The 21,843-nt window shown below is 53.3% G+C and carries 24 protein-coding genes; 12 read left to right on the forward strand and 12 right to left on the reverse strand.

Features of this window, described 5'->3' with window-relative positions; translation table 11 throughout:
• Positions 1 to 45 precede the first annotated feature (45 nt).
• Entirely contained in the window at positions 46 to 549 is a 504-nt protein-coding gene (locus AB1F12_RS06025; protein WP_368187313.1) for a MarR family winged helix-turn-helix transcriptional regulator, read from the forward strand.
• 17 nt (positions 550 to 566) lie between these two features.
• Here the strand turns inward: AB1F12_RS06025 and AB1F12_RS06030 are convergent, their stop codons facing one another.
• The 5 genes from AB1F12_RS06030 to AB1F12_RS06050 form a co-directional block, all read right to left on the reverse strand.
• Entirely contained in the window at positions 567 to 1,301 is a 735-nt protein-coding gene (locus AB1F12_RS06030; RefSeq protein ID WP_368187315.1) for a DUF1194 domain-containing protein, read from the reverse strand.
• Entirely contained in the window at positions 1,288 to 1,716 is a 429-nt protein-coding gene (locus AB1F12_RS06035; protein ID WP_368187317.1) for a VOC family protein, read from the reverse strand. Before AB1F12_RS06035 ends, AB1F12_RS06030 begins: the two co-directional genes overlap by 14 nt.
• Positions 1,717 to 1,787: 71 nt before the next feature.
• The gene (locus AB1F12_RS06040; RefSeq protein WP_368187318.1) at positions 1,788 to 3,209 is read right to left on the reverse strand and encodes a hypothetical protein; all 1,422 of its coding nucleotides are present in this window, start codon (positions 3,207 to 3,209) and stop codon (positions 1,788 to 1,790) included.
• Positions 3,210 to 3,211: 2 nt separating this feature from the next.
• Positions 3,212 to 4,162 (reverse strand): thymidylate synthase, encoded by a 951-nt coding sequence (locus AB1F12_RS06045; RefSeq protein ID WP_368187320.1) that lies wholly within the window; start codon positions 4,160 to 4,162, stop codon positions 3,212 to 3,214.
• A 383-nt stretch (positions 4,163 to 4,545) separates the two neighbouring features.
• Complete coding sequence (locus AB1F12_RS06050) at positions 4,546 to 4,752, reverse strand: cold-shock protein (protein WP_368187321.1); 207 nt, start codon at positions 4,750 to 4,752, stop codon at positions 4,546 to 4,548.
• Positions 4,753 to 4,900: 148 nt separating this feature from the next.
• On the opposite strand from AB1F12_RS06050, the gene AB1F12_RS06055 reads away from it, so the two are divergent.
• On the forward strand, positions 4,901 to 5,227 hold the full coding sequence (locus tag AB1F12_RS06055; RefSeq protein ID WP_368187323.1) for an arsenate reductase family protein: 327 nt from the start codon (positions 4,901 to 4,903) through the stop codon (positions 5,225 to 5,227).
• A 45-nt stretch (positions 5,228 to 5,272) separates the two neighbouring features.
• The gene (locus AB1F12_RS06060; protein WP_368187324.1) at positions 5,273 to 5,638 is read left to right on the forward strand and encodes a hypothetical protein; all 366 of its coding nucleotides are present in this window, start codon (positions 5,273 to 5,275) and stop codon (positions 5,636 to 5,638) included.
• 69 nt (positions 5,639 to 5,707) lie between these two features.
• Here AB1F12_RS06060 and AB1F12_RS06065 read toward each other — a convergent pair whose 3' ends face one another.
• The 5 genes from AB1F12_RS06065 to thrS all read right to left on the reverse strand — a co-directional run bounded on the left by AB1F12_RS06065 (position 5,708) and on the right by thrS (position 10,548).
• Entirely contained in the window at positions 5,708 to 6,262 is a 555-nt protein-coding gene (locus AB1F12_RS06065) for a DoxX family protein (RefSeq protein WP_368187325.1), read from the reverse strand.
• A complete protein-coding gene (locus tag AB1F12_RS06070; protein ID WP_368187326.1) occupies positions 6,262 to 7,020 on the reverse strand; it encodes a DUF2063 domain-containing protein in 759 nt (252 codons plus the stop codon). Before AB1F12_RS06070 ends, AB1F12_RS06065 begins: the two co-directional genes overlap by 1 nt.
• Positions 7,017 to 7,868: a DUF692 family multinuclear iron-containing protein gene (locus tag AB1F12_RS06075; protein WP_368187328.1), complete on the reverse strand. Its 852-nt coding sequence runs from the start codon at positions 7,866 to 7,868 to the stop codon at positions 7,017 to 7,019. The genes AB1F12_RS06070 and AB1F12_RS06075 overlap by 4 nt, the downstream gene beginning before the upstream one ends.
• An 86-nt stretch (positions 7,869 to 7,954) precedes the next feature.
• On the reverse strand, positions 7,955 to 8,257 hold the full coding sequence (locus AB1F12_RS06080) for a DUF2282 domain-containing protein (RefSeq protein WP_368187330.1): 303 nt from the start codon (positions 8,255 to 8,257) through the stop codon (positions 7,955 to 7,957).
• A gap of 341 nt (positions 8,258 to 8,598) precedes the next feature.
• A complete protein-coding gene (gene thrS, locus AB1F12_RS06085; protein WP_368187332.1) occupies positions 8,599 to 10,548 on the reverse strand; it encodes a threonine--tRNA ligase in 1,950 nt (649 codons plus the stop codon).
• A 192-nt stretch (positions 10,549 to 10,740) separates the two neighbouring features.
• On the opposite strand from thrS, the gene AB1F12_RS06090 reads away from it, so the two are divergent.
• Both AB1F12_RS06090 and AB1F12_RS06095 read left to right on the forward strand, forming a co-directional pair.
• On the forward strand, positions 10,741 to 11,355 hold the full coding sequence (locus AB1F12_RS06090) for a hypothetical protein (RefSeq protein ID WP_368187333.1): 615 nt from the start codon (positions 10,741 to 10,743) through the stop codon (positions 11,353 to 11,355).
• Between the two features lie 66 nt (positions 11,356 to 11,421).
• Positions 11,422 to 12,165, forward strand: a complete 744-nt coding sequence (locus AB1F12_RS06095) for an alpha/beta fold hydrolase (RefSeq protein ID WP_368187335.1) — start codon at positions 11,422 to 11,424, stop codon at positions 12,163 to 12,165.
• Here the strand turns inward: AB1F12_RS06095 and AB1F12_RS06100 are convergent.
• Entirely contained in the window at positions 12,162 to 13,262 is a 1,101-nt protein-coding gene (locus AB1F12_RS06100) for a glycosyltransferase (protein ID WP_368187337.1), read from the reverse strand. The two genes, AB1F12_RS06095 and AB1F12_RS06100, sit on opposite strands and share 4 nt — an antisense overlap.
• A gap of 126 nt (positions 13,263 to 13,388) precedes the next feature.
• Between AB1F12_RS06100 and AB1F12_RS06105 the strand changes: the two genes are divergently transcribed.
• The 4 genes from AB1F12_RS06105 to AB1F12_RS06120 all read left to right on the forward strand — a co-directional run bounded on the left by AB1F12_RS06105 (position 13,389) and on the right by AB1F12_RS06120 (position 17,186).
• Complete coding sequence (locus AB1F12_RS06105; RefSeq protein WP_368187338.1) at positions 13,389 to 14,780, forward strand: ArnT family glycosyltransferase; 1,392 nt, start codon at positions 13,389 to 13,391, stop codon at positions 14,778 to 14,780.
• Between the two features lie 75 nt (positions 14,781 to 14,855).
• Complete coding sequence (locus AB1F12_RS06110) at positions 14,856 to 15,725, forward strand: alpha/beta hydrolase (protein WP_368187340.1); 870 nt, start codon at positions 14,856 to 14,858, stop codon at positions 15,723 to 15,725.
• 19 nt (positions 15,726 to 15,744) lie between these two features.
• Positions 15,745 to 16,362 (forward strand): hypothetical protein, encoded by a 618-nt coding sequence (locus tag AB1F12_RS06115; RefSeq protein WP_368188294.1) that lies wholly within the window; start codon positions 15,745 to 15,747, stop codon positions 16,360 to 16,362.
• A 113-nt stretch (positions 16,363 to 16,475) separates the two neighbouring features.
• Positions 16,476 to 17,186, forward strand: a complete 711-nt coding sequence (locus tag AB1F12_RS06120; RefSeq protein ID WP_368187342.1) for an alpha/beta fold hydrolase — start codon at positions 16,476 to 16,478, stop codon at positions 17,184 to 17,186.
• 99 nt (positions 17,187 to 17,285) lie between these two features.
• Here the strand turns inward: AB1F12_RS06120 and phaZ are convergent, their stop codons facing one another.
• Complete coding sequence (gene phaZ / locus AB1F12_RS06125; RefSeq protein WP_368187344.1) at positions 17,286 to 18,629, reverse strand: polyhydroxyalkanoate depolymerase; 1,344 nt, start codon at positions 18,627 to 18,629, stop codon at positions 17,286 to 17,288.
• Between the two features lie 104 nt (positions 18,630 to 18,733).
• Here phaZ and AB1F12_RS06130 point away from each other — a divergent pair, with 104 nt between their 5' ends.
• The 3 genes from AB1F12_RS06130 to phaR all read left to right on the forward strand — a co-directional run bounded on the left by AB1F12_RS06130 (position 18,734) and on the right by phaR (position 21,841).
• Positions 18,734 to 20,545: a PHA/PHB synthase family protein gene (locus AB1F12_RS06130; RefSeq protein ID WP_368187346.1), complete on the forward strand. Its 1,812-nt coding sequence runs from the start codon at positions 18,734 to 18,736 to the stop codon at positions 20,543 to 20,545.
• A gap of 142 nt (positions 20,546 to 20,687) precedes the next feature.
• Positions 20,688 to 21,137, forward strand: a complete 450-nt coding sequence (locus tag AB1F12_RS06135; RefSeq protein ID WP_368187347.1) for a phasin family protein — start codon at positions 20,688 to 20,690, stop codon at positions 21,135 to 21,137.
• A 140-nt stretch (positions 21,138 to 21,277) separates the two neighbouring features.
• Positions 21,278 to 21,841, forward strand: a complete 564-nt coding sequence (gene phaR, locus AB1F12_RS06140) for a polyhydroxyalkanoate synthesis repressor PhaR (protein WP_368187349.1) — start codon at positions 21,278 to 21,280, stop codon at positions 21,839 to 21,841.
• The last annotated feature ends 2 nt before the right edge of the window (positions 21,842 to 21,843 follow it).

A 21,843-nucleotide genomic window follows, 5' to 3' on the forward strand; every position in this document is an offset into this window, starting at 1 on the left:
CTTTTGCGTCATCAAGGGGCAAGACAAATGTAACGGAGTTTTCGAATGAGCCTTCACAGCCAGATGCCGCCTGCCGGGCAGTCGAACAAAGGCTTCATGATCAGCTATCTTGACGCGCTCACGCTCGTTGAAAGATTGCATCGTCTGTTGCTGGACGTGATCAAAGATGAATTTGAACGGGTGAACGTGTTAGAAATTAACGCAGTTCAGGCGTTGTTATTGTTCAATATTGGCGACAATGAAGTCACCGCTGGCGAACTAAAAAGTCGCGGTTATTATCAAGGTTCAAACGTCAGTTATAATCTGAAAAAGCTGGTTGATCTTGGATATATGCACCATCAGCGCTGCGAAATTGACCGGCGATCAGTGCGCGTTCGACTAACGGAAAAAGGCCGCGATATCCGGGATATTGTGACCGCATTGTTTGAAGGACACGCCGAAGGGCTAAAGGCCAAGGGTGTACTGGATGAGATGGGCATCGAAGAGATTTCATCATCTCTACGCCGCGTCGAACGCTATTGGACGGATCAGATCCGATATATCTATTAACCCGGCCTAGCCGGGGTCTATCCTGCAGGGTGGTGGGGGTGTGGGCCCGCACCAATCGCGATAGATTGCAACTCCCGCAGTAGTTTGCGGGTCATTGCATTTTGATAATCTTCAAACCCGATGGCCGTTTCCACAAATGCGCTGGGCCCACGGATGACATAAGCACGGTAATAGGCATTGAGGTCTCCGATTTGTGGAATATGAAGATTGTCTTGGATGGCGACCCCGATGGTTAGGCCATTCACAACGGCGCCGTCAGGTCCATTTTGATCGGAAACATCCTGCGGGCGTGGCCCGGTATTTGAAATGCCATCACCTGAAATATCAAGCGTATGACCCCAACATTCCGATTGTTGCGTTAAGGCGTTCAAGCCAAAGCTCATAGCAGAGCCAAGGGCCGTGCTTGGCCCGGAAGATTGGCGTGTTGTTTGGCTGAGTTGTCGAGAAACCTGAGCAAGGTCCGCCTGAGTTTCCATTTGCGTCCATGGAACCAATATGCGCTGAAAATCAGCACTGCTCCATTCATAAACCAGCAAGCGAACGTGGTGGTCATACGACCCGATCAATGCGCGCACAACTTTGGGATCATTTAGGGCGGCCCGCAATCCGTCCAATTGCATCCGGTATTCTTGTGCGTCGACGGAGCCAGAAACATCGAGCCCCAATGCCAACGCTTGGCGACATTGCGCTGACGCCTGACCCGCGAACGCGCCAAGCATCACCGCAATGTTCAGGAATTTACCAATGGCCAACACTTTCCATACTCACCCAAGGTTCTGCTGGCGCTAGCGCATCGCCTTCTTGCAACAATTCGATCGAAATGTTGTCGGGCGACCGGATAAACGCCATGCGGCCATCACGTGGCGGACGATTAATCACCACGCCATTATCTTGTAAGAACTGGCACAGATCATAAATGTTTTCACAGGAATAGGCGAGATGACCAAAATGGCGGCTATCGGATGGCAAACCATCGTCACCATCCCAGTTATGGGTCAATTCCAGAGGGGTGTCTTCATCACCTTCGGCTGCCAAATACAGCAACGTGAATCGCCCTTCTTCACTGTCATACCGCTTGACTTCGCGCATGCCCAATAGCTCATAAAACGCGACTGATTTCGCCAGATCTTGGACCCGCACCATTGTGTGTAAATACTTCAAAGGCATTGTGTTTCTCCTGTTGGAATTGACAGAAGTTTAGCGGTTTCGGCCCGCATGACCAGCGGAATATGTTTGAGTTAGAATGTGCTGCGGAAACTTAAACCAACTGAAAATTCAGACCGTTCAAATCGGCTGACATTGCTGTCGGATTGGCTGGCGGCAATGGTGATGACGGGGGCAAATCCCGCGTAATCATAATCCGTAAACATGAATTCGGCAGAGCCATATAACCGTTTGTCTAATCGCCCACCGGGCACCGCGATAAAACCAACGGCATAATCGTCAAAGTGCAGCCATTCATGCCCAAGACTAAAGCGCATTTGGGCCGGTCCAACATTCTGAGCCGGGGCATAGCTGATCTGAGCGCGATAAGAGCGGGCATCGGCATTGCTGTTTGTTGCGTCGACATTTTGCAGAAACAAACCATAGCTTAGATGTTGGCCTGCCTCTGTTTGGTGGCCCAGACTGACATCCAGTTTTGTCGTCTGAGAATACACCCCGTCTTGGTCCGGGGCCCACCGCAACTCGTATGACCCCCCATAAGACAAGGAAAATCGTTCATTTTCCAACGGCGTCTGGCGCTGGGCCCGCATCCGCACAAAGCTGAATTGCTGTTCGCCCCCAAACCAGCTTTGACCGTAACTAAGTCCGCCGGTCAGGATGCCGTCACCAGATCGGCGCACATGCATCAATTCGAGTTCACCATAAGTCGAGGCAAAATCGCCGTTTTCACTGTCTGGTGACAATTCTTGGGCGTCTTGTGACAGCCAAACCTGACGACGGTAAAGTCTTGAATTCACATAGGTGGCCGCATTTTCAGAGCGATCCAATCGATATCTTAGCGACACATTTGCAGTGGCTGCATAGCCAGAGAGGGCCTGCGCATCGCCGCTGAGGCTCCCTACAAGGGGCACGCCTTCGATAATGTTCACGGCCTCGGATGACCCACCGTTTAAATTCGACGACGGCGTGACCCCAAATTGCAGTTGAACACTTAGCGGGTTTTGGGACCGAATGCGGCCAAAATCGCGTGCGTTTTCAGCGGCTTGCTGTTCGGATGGCGCATGGGCCGCCGCACGGCGCAACCAAAACTGCGCGACAGCGAACCGCTCTTCGCTATATGCAGCCAGCGCAGCCAGTCGTGCGGCTTCGTATTTTTGTTCGGATGTGTCTGAAACCCGATAGGCCTGTGTCGCGGCGCGAAATCCATCACGAATATAACCGGCGCGCGGTGCGGCCGCAGCGATCACAATCAGGGCCGTGCGATCATGCGGATCCGATTCCAGCAAAGCCACCGCCATATCCAAGGCCAATTGGTACCGCCCCGACAAAACAGCTTGTTGCGCTAAAACCCGCAGCTGAGGCCCAGAAACCGCGACCTGAGTGGGCGATGACCCGGGCTGGCCAGTTGTTGTCTGCGATAGGGCGGGCGAAACGGAACCAAACAAAGCCAAACAAATCGGCGCAATATGTAGCGCCCGCCAAAATCGATCACGCATGTTTAGGGATTAACCAGATCACAAATCGCGGCGTCACCGGGCTGGCCACATTGCGTCAATACAAACACGCCATATTCCTGTTCCGCATCAAAGTCGTCTAGGTAGCTTTCAATATGAATGCCGCCCGAAACAGAGGTGGCCCCGCTGCCGCCAAAGACACCAGCATAATCGCCGATACCGTCCTGATCTTCGTTTTCGACGGTTCCCGAAAACGCCCCGGTGGTTGGGTCAATATTTCCAACAGTTGGGGTCAAAATAACATCAGGCAAAATTGCATTATGTTCGATCAGAAACCGATCACGGATGCTGCCATTGACCGTATTGTCGGTAAAATCAGCGTTGATGAACACGGTGCCGGTCACACGCCCCGGCTGGCGACCCAGATCAAGCGGGTCAATTCCGGCAAACGTTGGGTCGGTGGGGTCATAAATTGTCAGGTTGTCGGCGTGGCTTTCATCAACCCACAGATTGGTTAGCCCGGCATATTCGCCTGCATATGAAACCAGCCCCGTGGCTGCGCTGGGGGCTGAAAACGATCCGTTTTGTTCGTAATATACGCCGCCGAAAAATTTGTTGAATTGGCCGCCATCGATGATGACCATACCGGTTGACGTGCCGTCTGTGGATTCTGCCGCAATCGCGACAAAGAACCGGTCCAACACGTCTTCTTGTTGGGAATAGGCGGTGTAGCCGGGCACATCGAGGGATGCGGCACGCGTATAGGTGACGGTGCTAGGGGTGCTGTCCAACGATGTGATCTGAACTGTGAAATCGCCAGTTGTTGGGTTAAAGGATGCAAATTCGACATTGTTTCCAATGGCTTCTGGGATGCCATTATCGGTTGTGTCGGTGCCGTCGCCATTTGCGTCCGCCCCGGTGAAAACAAACGGTTGCCCGTCACCACAGGCCATAAGCGCCGTCAGGCTTGCTACCACGAAAACGTTGCGGATCATTGTCCTGCCCCTTGTAAATTTTTTTGGCGTCAACTGCTCTGCACAACGTCCCGTTATGAGCCGCAAAAGTCAACGCGCAGCTTTGCAGAACCCTCAAAAAGCGGCAAAAAACGCACGTAAATTCCTTGTCTGCAGCGAAAAAAGACGGTTGTGGTGGCATCATTTAGCATGGAAGTGGCCCGGTTCAGGGCGCGGCACAGACAATCAAAGCGGGAAAACCGCGGCTGATTTCCCCTGATTTGCCACTAAAGCTGCCCCTAAATTGGGATTATGGAACAAAAACACATCTCAAACGCACTTTTCCCGCTGACCCCCAAACAAATCCGTGCGCTGTTGACGCAACAGCCCAATCGTTGACGGTATAATTGGGGACGAACCGCAGATTAGGGGCGTCGCAGATTCCCGGCCATTTGCCGGCCATCCCGCCCGTCAATCAGATCATATTCAATGGGTTGATTGTCTTTTAAATCTGTCATGCCGGCCTGTTCAACGGCGGATATGTGAACAAACACATCGTTGCCACCCGTTTGTGGGGCAATAAAGCCAAAGCCTTTGGCGGTGTTAAACCATTTTACTGTGCCTTGGGGCATTTGGTGTCTCCTGTCATTGGTCTTGGATACTTGGCGCAAAGGCCGGTTCCATTAGGCTAAGCCTGGATTGAAAAAGGCAAATGACAAGTTTGTAGAGGCGGGAAACTTTCTGTAAATGCTGCGTGATCAAGCGACAAAGAGGCCAAAAATGACGTTTTATGGACTAAAAACCTGTGACACATGTCGCAAAGCACAAAAAGCATTGCGGGGTGCAGGGCATGAATTGCGAGTGATCGATGTGCGCAGCGATGGCGTTTCGCCAGCGGATCTGTCAAGATTTCAGGTGGAATTTGGCGACGCAATTTTGAATACGCGATCAACCACTTGGCGTGGCTTGGATGAAACAGAACGTGCGCGCCCGGTTTTGGATTTGCTGATAGATCATCCAACCTTGATGAAACGGCCCGTGATCGAGATAAACGGGCAATTATATCTGGGGTGGGGCAAAGATGTGCAGGCGGCCTTGCTTGGATAATTGTGTCATGCACCTATCTAAAGCGCATAGAGCAGGAGAAAAATCATGCGAAACGCAGCTTTGACATTGGGCCTGATTGCTGGGCTTTTGGGCATGTTGGTGGGGTTGTTTGGCTATGGCTGGACGGAATTGGCCAACGCCCATGCCGAAGTCGGCGAATTGTTCATGTTCGAAAACCCGGCCTTGGTACGGGCGGCGTCGTTCTTTGCACCATTGTTGGCAATTGCCGGTGGCGCAATGGCCAAAGCGCGTGCCTTATGGGGCGGAATTTTGCTATTGGGGGCTGCGGCCCTGTTTTATGCGGCCTTTGGGTTTAACGTCGCAACGATGTTTCCGATTGGCTTTGCAGGTTTGGGCGGGGTTTTGGCGCTGGCGGCTGGAAAACCTGACGAACCAAAGGCGCATTTCTAAATCTATCAACGTCATATAACGCAAAACGCCCGATCACATGGACCGGGCGTTTTGTGTCTGATCGCTGGCTTAGGCGCGTCGTATTGACAGGATTTTGTCAACGGATAATGGCCCTGCGCCTTTTAGTACCAAGGTCAGCAATGCCAACATCCAAAACGCCCGTTGATCTAGAATTGCACCGTCTGACAACCGGTCAAACCATGCCCCGACGGTGGCCGCATGTTCGATACCACCATGACCATATAGGTCGGTCAGGGATTGCACGATCACAAACCCGATCATGCCCAATGACGCCAACCGGGTGAACAACCCGATCACAATCAAAAGCGGCAGAATGAATTCAGCCCAGGTGCCCGCGACCGCAATCAACCAGTGGAAAAAGCTCAGCTCAGATGTGTTATATCCGGCTGCTTCCAATGCTTTGGGGAACATCTGACCATAGGCGCCAATACCGGGTTTTAAGAAACCAAATACGCCATCCCCGAGCTTGGTTGATGCCGATTTCCAGAAATAAATCAACAATGTAGCGGCAAAGACGAACCGTGCCAATGTCGGCAGGGCGGGGCCTGCAATTTTGTTCAAAGCGGCGGTCAGACGGTCATAAAGAGTGAGGAGGGCAGTCATTATTGAAAAGCTTTCGTCAGAGCGTTACGGGAAAGGAGCAAGCCGAGAACCGGCGCGGGGTCAAAGCCTTCTGGCGCTGCAGCAAGGGCAAGGCCAAGGGATTTTCCCGCACCTAACCCTTGTAAAAATCGGCTTTGATCCGGGGTCAGAGGGTCAACCATGGGATCAAAGCCGGGCCGTGTGACCAGCACATGTTGGGCCGCATTTTGCGGCTGAGGCGCGTCATCGCGCATGTTTTTGTCCCACACACCGAAGATCGGCCAACGACTTTGGATAATGCGGACGGTTGGGGCCAATGTCAGTTTCAAACTGATCATTTGTTCGGGAGGAAAGGCCTGCAAAGCATCGGCCTGAATGGGGGTGCTGTCGGGTGCATGATAGGATGCGCGCACGGCCAACTCGACCTTTGCAATGTCGGGCAGATAACCCAGATGTTTGACCGGTCCAAAACGCCGCAAAAACGCGGGCATTTCGGCGCCGTAATACATCATCAGTGGTGTGCTAGGGGGATGTTTGCGCAGATAAGCCCCTGCCATTGCGTCAAAAAACTCATCTCCAACCAATTTGCGAATGACGGGGAATGCCGCGCGCAATGCTTCGGTCAAACTGACCGCGACATTGTTGCGATAAACATCAAACCGTTTGCCAGCCCGGGCACCTGTGGGGCCAACCAAACCGTCCGGGACGGGACGGTCTGCGCTCAAAATGGCCCGGCGAAAATCTGATTGTGGCGCGTTTTCTAGCTGTGACATGCTCATGCGATCACCTGTTCCAACGCGTGCTCGGCACGCTGGGCTTCGGTGGCCAAAACATCCCAATCCGGTACATCATTGTCCCATTCGATCAGGATCGGTTTGGGGCCGGATTTTTCCAGTGTCAGGTCCAGCAACGCCCAAACCGGATCAGCAATTTCAGCACCATGGCTGTCGATCAACAGCGGCGCGCCATGCTCATCTTCGTCTTCGTCATGGCCACCCAGATGAATTTCACCCACAGCCTCCATCGGGAAGGCATTGATGTAATCCTGAGGGCTGGTTTGCAGGTTTGTGGCGCTGACAAAGACGTTGTTGACGTCCAGCAACAGACCGCAACCGGTGCGTTTGACAACTTCGTTCAGGAATTCTGTTTCGGACAGAGTGCTTTGTTCAAAGGCCAGATAGCTGGACGGATTTTCCAGCAACATGCGCCGACCTAATGTGTTTTGCACCTGATCAATGTGATCGGCGACTCGGGTCAGGGTGGCGTCATTATAGGGCAGGGGCAGCAAATCGTTCAGAAACGCGCTGTCATGGCTGGACCAGGCCAGATGTTCCGAAAAACTGGCGGGATCAACGGCATCACACAACGTTTTCAGCCGGGCCAGATGATCTGTATCCAGGGGGGCTTCGCCACCGATGGATAGGCCAACGCCATGAATTGAAATAGGAAAATGTTCACGCAGATGGCGCAATTGCGCCAAGGGTCGCCCGCCAAGCCCCATATAATTTTCAGCGTGCACCTCAAACCATGCCACAGGGGCCGGATTATTCAGGATGTCACTGAAATGTTGGGGTTTATAGCCGACACCGGACCGGTTCGGCAGAGAGAAGCTGGGCGCGTCGAACATGAGGGCCTACCGGATTTAAATATGGTTCGTCGGTGGTATAACATAAAAGTGGGGAAGGTAGGTTAACCACCTCCCCCAAAATTTGCTTATGCAGGCAGGTCGCGATCCAACGCTTCCAGGGACCCCATACGCTCTGGGCTGTCACCCATTGCTTCGATGGTGATGTCTGCACATGTGCCAGCAGGAACAAATGTCCATGCGTTGCCTTGGTAATCTACTGTGGATGTACCTGCACATGTTGTGCCTGGGCCAGCTGCGCAATCATTTTCGCCAGCCAGCGAAATGCCGTAGCACTTTTCGTTTTCTTCAGCGGCGGCCGAGGTCGCGAGGCCAGCGATAGCGGATGCAACGGCGCCAGCAACGGCGATGGTCTTGGTCGTCTTGGACATGGGATTTCCCTTTGTTTGTCTGAGTAAAAAACGTGCCACCAATCGATGGCGACAACCAAAAGATGCCCGCCAATCGTAAAGATTCCCACTCACGAGGCCGTGTCTCGCGTTTCCGTGAGCATTCGTGAGGCGCAAATCGGCTATGCAAGTGCGGCAAACCTAAGAAAACAAACAAAACGACAAACGAAACCGATGAAAATGTAACAAGGCGCGGCGCTAAAATGTTACAGTTTGGACAAAGTATAATGCGATCCGGCGCCTGCAATTTGGGCCATGTGAGAAATGTTACAAAAAAGGCCGCGTCAAAAACGCGGCCCTTTGGTCGAAATATGTGGAAAATTTTAGCTCAATTGATCTGGTGGCGTGGATTCGGTCTGCAATTGCGCAATGATGGCGTCCAATTGTTCGACGCTGGATTGCTTTTGCCCCAGACGACGGACCGAAACGGTACGCTCTTCGACTTCGCGGGCGCCAATCGCCAGAATGACCGGCACTTTGCCAAGGCTGTGTTCGCGGACCTTATAGTTGATCTTTTCGTTGCGAATGTCGGCCTCGGCGCGCACGCCCACCTTTTGCAACGCCGCCACCACTTCGGCCACATAATCATCTGCATCCGAAATGATCGACGCGACGACCACCTGACGCGGCGCCAGCCAGAACGGCAATTTGCCGGCATGTTCTTCGATCAGGATCCCGATGAATCGTTCAAACGATCCCAATGTTGCGCGGTGCAGCATCACAGGGCGATGTTTGCCCCCATCCGCGCCAATATATGTGGCGTCCAGCCGTTCAGGCAGAACAAAGTCCACCTGATGGGTGCCACATTGCCAATCACGGCCAATCGCATCGGTCAGAACAAATTCCAACTTGGGCCCATAAAACGCGCCTTCGCCGGGGTTCAGTTCTGGCTCAATCCCGGCCGCACGGGTGGCCGAAAGCAACGCGGCTTCGGCTTTGTCCCAGACGTCGTCTGATCCGGCACGGGTTTCAGGGCGATCCGAAAACTTAACGCTGATCTTTTCAAAGCCCAGATCTTTGTAGATGCGGGTCAGGAAATCGATGAATTCAGCGGTTTCCGCTTCGATCTGATCCTCGGCACAGAAAATATGCCCGTCATCTTGGGTAAAGCCGCGCACCCGCATGATCCCGTGCAGCGCCCCAGAGGGTTCATAGCGGTTACAGGACCCAAATTCGGCCATCCGCAGCGGCAGATCACGATAGGATTTCAAACCTTGGTTGAAAATCTGCACGTGACACGGGCAGTTCATCGGCTTCAGCGCGTTGACGGCTTTTTCACGGGCATGTTCTTCGTCCACTTCGACGATGAACATGTTTTCTTGATACTTTTCCCAATGCCCTGACGCTTCCCACAATTTGCGATCCACAACTTGGGGCGTGTTCACTTCGACATAGCCGCCGCGCTGTTGCTGACGGCGCATGTAATCCTGCAACAATGTGTAGATGCGCCAGCCATTGGGGTGCCAGAAAATCTGCCCTGGGGCCTCTTCTTGCATGTGGAACAGGTCCATTTCGCGGCCCAGTTTTCGGTGATCGCGTTTGGCGGCCTCTTCCAGCATGTGCAGGTGGGCCTTTAGTTTTTCTTTGCCCAAAAACGCGACGCCATAAATCCGCTGCAACATCGCGCGGTCACTGTCGCCGCGCCAATAGGCACCGGCCACCGACATCAGTTTAAACGCATCACCCGGCACCTGTCCGGTATGCTGTAAATGCGGCCCGCGGCACAGATCCTGCCAATGGCCGTGCCAATACATGCGCAGAGGTTCGTTGCCGGGAATGGCTTCGATCAGCTCAACTTTGTAGGGTTCGTTATTGGCCTCATAGAATTTCACCGCGCGATCCCGATCCCAGATTTCTGTGGTCACAGGTTCGCGTTTGTTGATGATTTCCTTCATCTTCTTTTCGATCGTGCCCAGATCCTCTGGGGTGAACGGCTCGGCGCGATCAAAGTCGTAATACCAGCCATTATCGATCACCGGGCCGATGGTCACTTTGACATCTGGCCACAATTCCTGCACCGCGCGGGCCATGATATGGGCCAGATCGTGACGCACCAATTCCAGCGCTTGGGGTTCGTCTTTCATGGTGTAGATGGCGATATCGGCATCTGCCTCAATCGGCCATTGCAGGTCCCAATGCTGGCCGTTGATCCCGGCGGAAATTGCCTTTTTGCCGAGGGATTTGGAAATAGAGGCAGCCACTTCGGCGGGGGTTACCCCGGCTTCGAATTGCTGAATATTGCCGTCAGGAAATGTAAGGGAAATCTGGCTCATCTGGCCTAGCTCCTCGTCGTTTTGGCGCCCACGGAACGCCCGGTTGCGGGTTATGTGTGACGGCGGTCTCGTATATGTGCGTCGTATTGTCAACCAAGGGGTTAAGGTGGCGTTAACTTATTGACAAAAAAACATGAGTTTGAAACTCATCCGGGTAGCTCAATGGATTAAATAACGAGTCAGGGTGTATTTATGGAACTTTCAATTCAATCAATTTCTCGTGGCATCGTTATTTGTGCAGTTTTAACCTCAGTCTCTGCATGTAACAGCTCGAATTCATTTCAATTTCCAGAGCCAAACGTTGCCGCATTTGATGATCGTGTAGATACGGCAATTGACCTGTCTGCTACAGCAAACGGGTCAGATTACACCCTCGAGGCGGATCTGCCGACGACAGGTAGCGCGAATTACGAAGGCTATATTGCCCTTGTTGATGCGAACCAAACCGCCGCCGGAAATGGTGAAATTCCGTTGGTTGTCGGGGATTTGCACGTGGATGTAAATTTTGGATCGAACGACACCTCAAGCCGGGCCGATAATTTCATTGATGAAAACGGCGAATATTATGACGGTTCTTTGCGTGGCAGCGGTGAAGTGATGGTTCTGGGCCTCGATGGGGTGACCCGCGGTGAACTGGGGGGCACATTGCGCGATGCGTCCGGGGGCACGATTTCATATGATCTTGTTGCGAGTGGCGATTTTCTTGGTCCGAACGGGGAACTTCTGGACGTTGGATATATTGGCGAAGCAAGCGTGGGATCACAAACCATCGATGTCTCAGGACGTGGGGTCGCTGAGCTGCAGTAACCGAGTTGCCGTTGGCAGTGATTTCAGGTTTGTATAGCAAAATCAAACAAAGCTGAGATCGCCGCAATGACATCCTATTTAACCACCCCAAACAATCGCCGGATTGCCTATCACAAAACCGACGGGCAGGGGCCGGTTGTGGTGTTTCTGGGCGGGCTGAAATCCGACATGATGGGCACCAAAGCTGTCCATCTGGAAGAGTGGTGCAAATCCCAAAACCGCGCGTTTTTGCGGTTTGACTATTCCGGCCATGGCGAAAGTTCTGAAACATTTGAATCCGGGTCAATCGCGGACTGGCACCAAGACACGCTGGCCGTAATCGACATGCTGACCGATGGTCCGATTGTTCCCGTGGGGTCATCCATGGGGGGCTGGCAGGCGCTGTTATTGGCGCGCGCGCGCCCAGAACGGATCGCCGGTATGGTCACGATTGCCGCGGCCGCTGATTTTACCGAGGATGGGTATTGGGCCAGCTTCACAGATGCGCAAAAGGCGGATTTGGCCAGCAATGGCCAGATTGAATTGCCGTCTGATTATATGGATCCCTATATTGTCACGCAGAAAATGATTGATGACGGGCGCAAACATCTGGTGCTGCGCGCGCCGCTAAACCTGCCTTTTCCAGTGCGGTTTTTACAGGGCACCAATGACAGTGCCGTCAGCCGGGAAACGGCGCTGAAATTGCTGGACCATGCAACCGGGCCGGATATGCACCTGACATTGGTGCGGGATGCAGATCATCGGTTTTCAACAGCCGAATGTCTGACGCTGATCGAACAGGCGGTTTTGGACGTGATGAAACCCGCTTAGCGGGATTTCCACGTCACGCGGGACGATGCAACAAAGTTCCACAATGCGCCGACAATGGCGCCAACCGCGCTGGCAAACGCCCATGCCGGAATGGCTGTGTAGGTAATGGTCGCAACCCCCACATTCGCCAAAGCGCCAATCGCACAGACCGCATAAAAGCTAAGCAGACCACGCAAAAATTCGGGCCCTTTGAGGGATCGATCCCGATAGGTCAGCAGGTTATTGGCCAGAAAATTGGTGGTCATGGCGCTAAACACACCCAAGGTCTGGGCAACCGAAAACCCAAAACCCAGCATCAACATCAGTTTGACCATGATCAGCTGCACAAAAATGCCCGACACACCGACCATGCCAAACAGAATGAACCGGATCGACAAAACGCCACCGGTGATCCGCGCCAGCAAAAGCCCCAGAAATTCCAGCGTGACGGCCGCGTCCATTTTACTTTCGCCGTGCTGGCGTTCGCGAAAGGTGTAGCCAATTTCAGAGACATTCCAGCGTCCGCGCGCGGCTGACAGCATATCGGCCAAAATTTTGAACCCGGCCGATTGCAGCTCCAGCACAACTTGGTTGAAGGATGTGCGCCGCACCATGAAAAAGCCGCTCATCGGATCGCTGGCCGTGATGCGCAACATACGTTGTGCCAGCGTGGTTGCCTGATCAGACCCCCATTTGCGGACCGATGTTAATCCGGTGCCCGCGGATCCGTCTTCGACGTTGCGCGATCCAATCACGATGTCCAAATCCGGGTTGTCCCGCAACCGCGCCAGCATTTCAGGCAGTTTGGTTTCATCATGCTGCAAATCCGCGTCGATCACCGCACAGACAGGCGCAACAGAGGACAGAATGCCTTCGATACAGGCCCCCGCCAGGCCACGCCGCCCAATCCGGTGCAAAACACGTACGCGTCCATCTTCTCGGCCCAAGGCGCGCACTTCGGCGGCGGTGCCATCGGGGCTGTCATCATCCACAAACACCACATCCCATGCCACGTCTTGCAGCGCGTCATCCAGCAGGGCGACCATGGGGCGAATATTGGCTTTCTCGTTGAAAGTCGGAATAACGATGGTCAGCTCAGGGATGAGGGCTTGGGTCAAAACGGGCCGGGCCTTTGGTGAATTGCAATTGGTGGGTCACATTAGATGCGCCTTCATGGCGCGGTTTATCCAATCTGACAAGGGCACGGATTTGACAGAACCCATCAGAGGTGGCAAGCCGCCGATATGACACGTCTTTTCACGGCACCCGCTCCGATTGTTTTGATCACGCTCATTTTTGGGGGCGTGCATTTATGCGTGGCCGGTTTCCTGCCGTTGATCGAAGACGAAACCTATTACGCCCTGTGGGCCAGCGCGCCGTCATGGGGGTATTATGATCATCCGCCGATGGTTGCTTGGTTGATCCGCGCGGGTGAAATGATGTTTGGAACAACAGCATTTGGGGTGCGGTTGTTTCATGTTGCGTGTTTCACGATCATCACCCCGCTGACATGGCATTTGGCCAAAACATTATCCCTTTCAGACGCCACAGCAACAAAAGCGGCACTGGCCTATAACCTGTCATTGCTGACATTGGCCTTGTCCAACTTTGCCACGCCTGATGCGCCATCGGCATTGTTTTGGGTCGCTACATTATGGGGGATGGCGCATGCGGTGCGGTCGGATCGCGTGGGTTGGTGGGTGCTGGCGGGGGCTTTTGCCGGGCTTGGCATCCAGTCAAAGTTCACCAATTTATTCCTTTGTGTTGGCATATTGGTATGGCTTGGGGCCTCGGCTCAGGGGCGGTTATCCGCCCGCAGCAAAGGCCCGTGGCTGGCGATTTTGACCGCTTTTCTGGTGATCGCACCTTTGGTTATGTGGAACGCCGCCAATGATTGGGTTGGATTAGAACGCCAGTTTGGTCGCATTTCCGCGGCGACGTTTGATGCGCTTTTGCCGGTTCAGTTTTTATTGATCACAGCGGTGGTTTTTTCGCCGGTTATGACATTCTTTGCCATCAAAGGCGCGGCCAAAACACCCGGCCTGTTGGGCTGGACCAGCCTGCCAGTGCTGGCCTATTTGCTGTGGCATTCCACCCAACACGATGTGGCAGCAAACTGGCTGATCCCGTTGCATCCGGTCTTTGCGATCTGGGCCGCGATGGGCATGGCTGGGCTGCGGAAATCATTGCAACGCATCATTTTGGGCATCTCTGCGGTGTTTGCCGTTGTGATCATAGGGTTGGCCTTTAAACCCGGCACACCTTTGTTCACCAGCCATTCCCCGCCAAACCAAATTCGCGGCTGGGATCAAACGGTTGAGGATATATCAACCGCAATGGACGCCACCAATGCCCAATGGATTGCGACGTCGCAATATGGGTTAACCGGGCGTTTGGCGTGGGAATTTCCGGATGTGCCAGTCTGGTCGCTAGTGGAACCGGAACGGTATCTGTTTCGTGGAGATTTCCCTGCGGGCCTATGTGATTTGCCCGGAGTGATCATTGAACGGGAACGTTCCGCGCCAAAAGCGGATGATTCTGTTGCTCTTACAACGCCCGAACAGCATGTTGAACGCAGAGGTGGCACAAGCCTGCTTTATACCTATCGCGTGCAGGCATTTCAGGGCTGTCAGTGATCGACCAATGAGGGTTTGGCCCCTTTGCGGTCGCGGTTTTTGGTGTATCGTCCAGCAAGGGCAGGAGTGAAGAACATGCAGACCACAAGTGATTTAACCGAACTGGCCGCCCAAATCGCAGTCGCTGAACATCAGGTGCCCAATCTGCGCCCGGGCTGTGAAAAACGTATCATCTGGGCCGGGGAAAAGGGCGCGCAAACGGATGTCGCGCTGGTGTATCTGCACGGGTTTTCCGCCTCGCCCGAAGAAATCCGCCCCGTCCCTGATCTGGTGGCAAACGCGATGGGGGCCAATCTGTTTTACGCCCGCCTTACGGGGCATGGGCAAAACGGTATTGCCTTGGGCGCGGCGCGTTTAGAGGATTGGATCGCCGATACAAAAGAGGCGATAGAAATCTGCGCCGCATTGGGACGCAAAGTGATCGTGATGGGCTGCTCGACGGGCTGCACGTTGATGACCATTGCCGGGGTGCAGGGCGCTCAGGTGGATGGCTATATCCACGTTTCGGCGAATTTTGGAATGCGACATCGCGTGTTGCAATGGGTGCTGGATTTGCCGGGGGCGCGTCAATGGGGGCCTTGGATTTCGGGGTTCAATCGGCATTTTGACCCGATATCAGATGCGCATTCGGCCTATTGGACCACAGATTATCCAACCCAAGCCGTGTTCACGATGGCCGAGACGGTTCGGGCCGCCCGTGCCGGGGATCCGGCGACCATTCAGGCCCCAGCCTTGTTTGTCTATTGCGCCGAGGATCGCGTGGTGAATCCGTCGGATATAAAACGGGTCATGGCGGCTTGGGGGGGGGATGTGCGTGAACATATCGTCACATTGGGCGCTGGGGATGATGCGAATGCGCATATCATCGCAGGGGATGTGTTTTCACCTTCGCAAACGGCATCGACCGCGGATGTGATGATCCGCTGGGCGCAGGAAAACGTGTAAAATGCGGCGTCCTCAATCCATGTGGAGCCTTGAAACGCTTGGCCGGGTCCGCCTGTCGCGCTATTTTTATATGCGTGAATTTCTGTATTCAGAAATTGCCAATTTTCATCAGATGCAGAACATCCCCGAAAATCCGGATTTGGCGATCGAAACCGGGTCTGCCTTGTGTCAACAGATATTGGACCCGCTTCAGGAAACGTTTGGCCGGGTGGCGGTGCGGTCTGGATATCGGTCGCCATCTGTCAATCAGTTTGGCAATGAAAACAAATTGAACTGCGCGCGAAACACCTATCCCGAGGAATGCCATATCTGGGACATTAACACAGGAAATCAACGTGTTGCAGGCGCATCCATCGTGATCCCATGGTTTGTCGATCACTATCAGGCAGGGCGTGATTGGCGGGATTTGGCATGGTGGATTCATGATCATATCCCTTATTCGGAAATGTGGTTTTTTCCCAAACTGGCCGCCTTTAATATTTCTTGGCGTCCGCAGCCTTGGCGCAAAATTTCCAGCTATGTCGCGCCGCGTGGCACGTTGTTGCGTCGCGGACAAACCCCCGACGAGCCACTGGAACAACGCCAGAACCGATATCGTGATTTCCCAGCTTTTGGTGGTTTGCGACTGCCAGATTAGGCGGGATTGAACCGGTGACGGCATAACGCCCTTGCTCAGGATCGATGCGCGTGGGATCAAGGGGGACGGAAATCAACGCGTTGCTTAAGACGCGCAAAAATCAGAGGTGGGGCATGAGCGAACCCTTGGTTCTGCTGGCAGGTATGATGTGTGACGCGCGGGTATTTTTGCCCCAAATTGTCGATCTGTCCTTGGATCATGCAGTCACCATTATTCCGTTGACCCAAGGTGAACGGATCGAAGAAATTGCATCGGCGATTTTGACAGCGGCCCCGGCCAAATTTGCGCTTTGTGGGCATGATATGGGCGGTGTGGTTGCGATGGAATTGGCGCGTCGGGCCCCGGACCGGATCACCCGGCTGGCCCTGATGAATTGCACTCCACTGGCGGACACTCCCCCTGTTGCGGTGATGCGGGACGAGCAAATCATCAAAGCCCGCGCCGGACGGTTGCAAGACGCGCTAACCCAAGATGTGAACGCGATGGGACTGGCCGAGGGCCCCGCCAAAGTGCATGTGCACCAAGGATTGATTGAAATGGGCATGGATTTGGGGCCAGAACTTTATGTGCGCCAAACGCGTGTGCTGCAAAAACGGCGGGACCAACAGGCAACGTTGCGCCAATTGCGCATGCCGACGTTGGTTATGTGTGGCGCCGAAGATCAGGTCACCCCGATCAAACGACATGAATTTGTTGCTGAATTGATCCCTTATGCGCGGCTTCAGGTGATTGACGGGGCAGGGCATGTGCCCCAACTTGAGGCGCCAGATGCGACTAATGCCGCCTTGCGCACTTGGATGCGGCAGCCACTGGTGTTGCGCTAATTTACGCGAAACGAAACCGATAAAGTGTTCTGTTTAAACGAAAAATCGCGCCGGGTGATGGGCGCGATTTTAGGTAAATTTGACCGAACGTGGCAAAAATTACTTTGCAGCAGCGTTCTTATTGGCTGGCTTGGCACGGTTCGCAACTTTGGCCGCTGGCTTGCGTGTTTTGGCTTTGGGGGCCTGTTTCGTCTCAGGCTTGGGCGGCAGATTACCTGCATTGGCATCGATGAAATCCAACACCAAGGGGCGGATATTATCGCGCCATGATCGACCCGCAAAGATACCGTAATGACCCGCGCCCGGCTCGACGTGCCATGCCTTTTTGTCATTTGGCAGCGCAGTCAACAGGTCCAGCGCGGCGCGGCATTGCCCCGGCGCTGAAATGTCGTCTTCTTCGCCTTCGACGGTTTTCACCGCGACGGTGGTGATTTTGCTGAAATCCACATGGCGTCCATCCACGACAAACGCGTTGCGCGCGATTTCGCGGCCTTTGAACACGCGTTCAACCGTTGACAGGTAGAATTCGGCCGTCATGTCCATCACGGCCAGATATTCGTCATAAAACGCGTTGTGTTTGTCATGTTCGCCGGCTTCACCGCGGGCCACACGCATAATTTGGTCTGAAAACGCCTTGGAATGCATTTCGCTGTTCATCGACATAAAAGAGCTGAGCTGTAGCAGGCCGGGATAGACTTTGCGTCCGACGCCCGCATATTTGAACCCAACTTGTTGGATCATCGTCTGTTCCAGCTGCCCCATTGTGACCGACCGGCCAAAGTCGGTGACGTCGGTATGGTTGGCCTCGGGATCGACTGGCCCCCCAATCAAGGTGAGCGATTTTGGCTGGGCCTTGGGGTCGTCTTCGGCCAGATAGGCGGTCGCAGCCAAGGTTAGCGGAACCGGTTGGCACACGGCAATGACATGTAGGTCACTGCCCAGTTCCTTCATGAAATCAACGAGGTAAAGCGTGTAATCTTCGACGTCAAATTTGCCTTCGGACACGGGAATGTCGCGGGCATTGTGCCAATCGGTGATGTACACTTCGCAATCGGGCAACAGAGACAGAACCGTTTTACGCAGCAACGTGGCATAATGGCCTGACATCGGTGCGACCAGCAGAACCCGGCGTTTGCGTTCTGCGCGGCCATTCACCTTGAAATGGATCAGATCGCCAAACGCTTTGGCGACGACAATTTCCGGGGTGACAATATGATCTTTGCCATCTTCGCAGGTAAAGGATGGGATGCCCCAGTCAGGCTTTATGACCATGCGGGCAAAGCTGCGTTCGGTCACCTCACCCCAGGCCTTCATCATTTCCAAACCGGGATTTGGGAACAGGGACATCGCAGGATAAGAGGCAAAGGCATGAGCAGACGCGCCCAACCACTGATTTGTGGTCCGCAAACTCTCCATTAGATCGTATGTCAGCATAAATCTCATGTATCATTCCCTTGCCAGATATTAGGTCGTTCGATTCGTCGCATTGACCCAAGGCTGGCTTTTGGGCGATTGCTGCAGGTGCAAAGTAAGGTGAGGAAGCCGCTGTGACAATAAAAGATTATGACGACGATGACGCAGTGACACCCCACTTGGCCAATCTAGAGGCCAATTTGGCACGGGTTGAACAACTGAGTGAACGATTAGTTAACGTGTTGTCCCATAAGCGAAATGTGCCAACTTCATTGCAGGGCCCAAGCCAAGAATTATACGCAAAAGCGGCCAGTGCATATTGGCAAGAAATGATTCTGAATCCGGTTAAAATAATGGAGACTCAGGTCGAATTCTGGGGAAAATCGGTCAAACACTTCGTCGAAGCACAGGCCGCGATGGCGTCTGGGCATTTGATGGAGCCGAAAAATGACACCCCACAAGACCGGCGTTTTTCCAATCCATTGTGGAACACGCACCCCTATTTCAACTTCGTAAAGCAGCAATATCAGCTGAATTCTGATGCCATCAGAAATGCGGTGCAAACATGCGAAGGTCTGAGTCCAAAAGAGCGGTCGCGGCTGGAATATTTCAGCGATCAGATCGTCAACATGATGAGCCCGGCCAATTTCTTGGCCACCAATCCGGATGCCCTAGAAAAGGCCGTCGCGACCGATGGTGAGAGCCTGGTGAAAGGGTTGGAAAACCTAGTGGCGGATCTGGAGGCAAATGACGGTGAGCTGATTGTCAATCTGGCTGACAAAGATGCATTTACCGTTGGCGAAAATATCGGCACGACCCCCGGGGCGGTGGTTTTTCGCAACCATATGTTTGAGTTGATCCAATACACCCCAACGACGGAAAAGGTGCATCAGACCCCGCTGATTATTTTTCCACCTTGGATCAACAAGTTTTACATTCTGGATTTGAAACCCAAAAACAGCCTGATCAAATGGGCAGTGGATCAGGGCCATACGGTGTTTGTCGTCTCTTGGGTCAATCCGGATGCCAGCTATGCGGATATCGGCATGTCTGACTATGTCGAAGACGGCTATCTGACCGCAATCAAAGAGGTCAAATCGATCTGCAAGGTGCCAAAGGTGAACGTGGTTGGCTATTGCATCGCCGGAACAACTTTGTCGATGACGCTGTCGGTGCTAAAGCAGCGCAAAGACAAATCCGTCAATTCAGCAACGTTGTTCACCACCTTGACGGATTTTTCGGATCAGGGCGAAGTTGGCGTGTTTCTGGACGATGATTTTGTCGATGGCATTGAGGCCGAAGTCACAAAAACAGGGTTTTTGGACAAATTCTATATGTCTCGGACGTTCAGCTATCTGCGCTCAACCGACCTGATTTATACGCCCGCAATCAAAAGCTATATGATGGGCGAAGCGCCCCCGGCCTTTGATTTGTTGTTCTGGAACGGGGATGGAACCAACCTGCCGGGGAAAATGTCGATCGAATATCTGCGTGGGCTGTGTCAGGGTGATCGGTTCGCCACAGAAGGGTTTGAAATCGCCGGGACAATCGCCAAAATTGACGAAGTAGATGTGCCGATCTGTGCCATTGCCTGCGAAACCGACCATATCGCCGCTTGGAAAAGCTCTTATCGCGGAATTCAAAAAATGGGGTCCAAGGACAAGACCTTTATCCTCGCTGAATCAGGTCATATTGCCGGGATCGTCAGCCCCCCCAGCAAAAACAAATACGGCCATTACACCAATGTCGATTTGGACCTGTCGCCAGAAGATTGGCAAGAAGGGGCAGAGAAACATCAGGGGTCTTGGTGGCCGCGTTGGGACACGTGGTTGTCATCTAAGTCGGGCAAACAAGTACCAGCACGCCAGCCCGGCGATTCGACCCATCCTGCATTATGTGATGCGCCAGGGACCTATGTGACGTTGAAACCAGGGGAACAACCCTAAGTTTAAGCCCCTGAAAATTAATCATTCTAAAGTTTTTGCTGCACTGCAGAAAAAGACTTGATTTTCTGCAGTGCAGCATATAGATATTCGGTAATGACAAAACGCGGGCAACCTATCTCGCACTTTTCAAAGGACCGAACAAATGGCTGCGACTAAAACACAAGATTTCTCTGCGATTATGAAAGACATGCTGGGCGCATTCCCCGTTGACACAAAAGCAATGGAAGACGCGTTCAAAAACCAAACAACATTGGCTGAAAAAATGTCTGGTGTTGCTCTGGAAGCTGCAAACAAATCTGCTGAGCTGTCTTCGAAATGGACACAAGCAACAATCGACAAAATGGCTGACCTGTCCAAAGCCAAAGAAGATCCTGCAGATTACGCAAAATCCATGACTGATTTCGCATCCGCAACTGCAGAATCCGCTGCTGAAAACATGGCTGCTTTCGCAGAAATCGCCAAAAAAGTTCAAACAGAAACTCTGGAACTGATGATGGCTGCTGGCAAAGACCTGTCCGAAGAAGTGTCTGCTGCTGCGAAAAAAGCCACAACAGAAGTGACTGCTGCTGCGAAAAAAGCCGCTGCTAAGTAATCGGAATTCAGGGTCGGCTGTGCCTCCTCCCTTATAGTCCGATCCTGCCCGAGGGGCGAGCTGCAAAGCTCGCCCTTTTCTTTTTTGCTATTGCGGCGTAGGCTTCTCTGCAGCGCCAAAATCGCAGGGAGGATGCTGGGGTGGTCGATACAAATAAACCTTTGTTGATAAAACGTTACGCGAGCCGCAGACTCTATAACACTGAAACCAGCGACTATGTCACATTAGAAGATATCGCCGGATTCATTCGCGACGGACGCGAAGTTCAGATCGTTGATCTGAAGTCCGGGGACGATCTGACACGCCAATATCTGCTGCAAATCATCGCCGAACACGAAAGCCGCGGCGAAAGCGTTCTGCCCGTGGATGTGTTAACCGATCTGGTTCGGTCCTACACGTCACAGGCGTCATCCGTGGTGCCGCAATTCCTGGCTGCCAGTTTTGAGATGCTGAATTCCGGTCAATCAAAAATGATGGAAAACATGGGGTCGATGAATCCGATGGCATCCTTGCCTGGATTTGAAGCCATGCGCGCCCAACAAGAAGCGTTTTTCAAAGCCATGACGGGGGGCGGTATTCCGGGCATGACCGGGGCATCCACCCCAGCGCCAAAACCTGATCCCCAAACGTCCGAAGAAGGGCTGGATGACATCAAAAAGCAACTGAGCGAATTGCAGGACAAACTTTCCAAACTTGGGAAATAGAG

Source organism: Aestuariibius sp. HNIBRBA575 (assembly GCF_040932005.1).
Classification (GTDB): Bacteria; Pseudomonadota; Alphaproteobacteria; order Rhodobacterales; family Rhodobacteraceae; genus CANLNM01.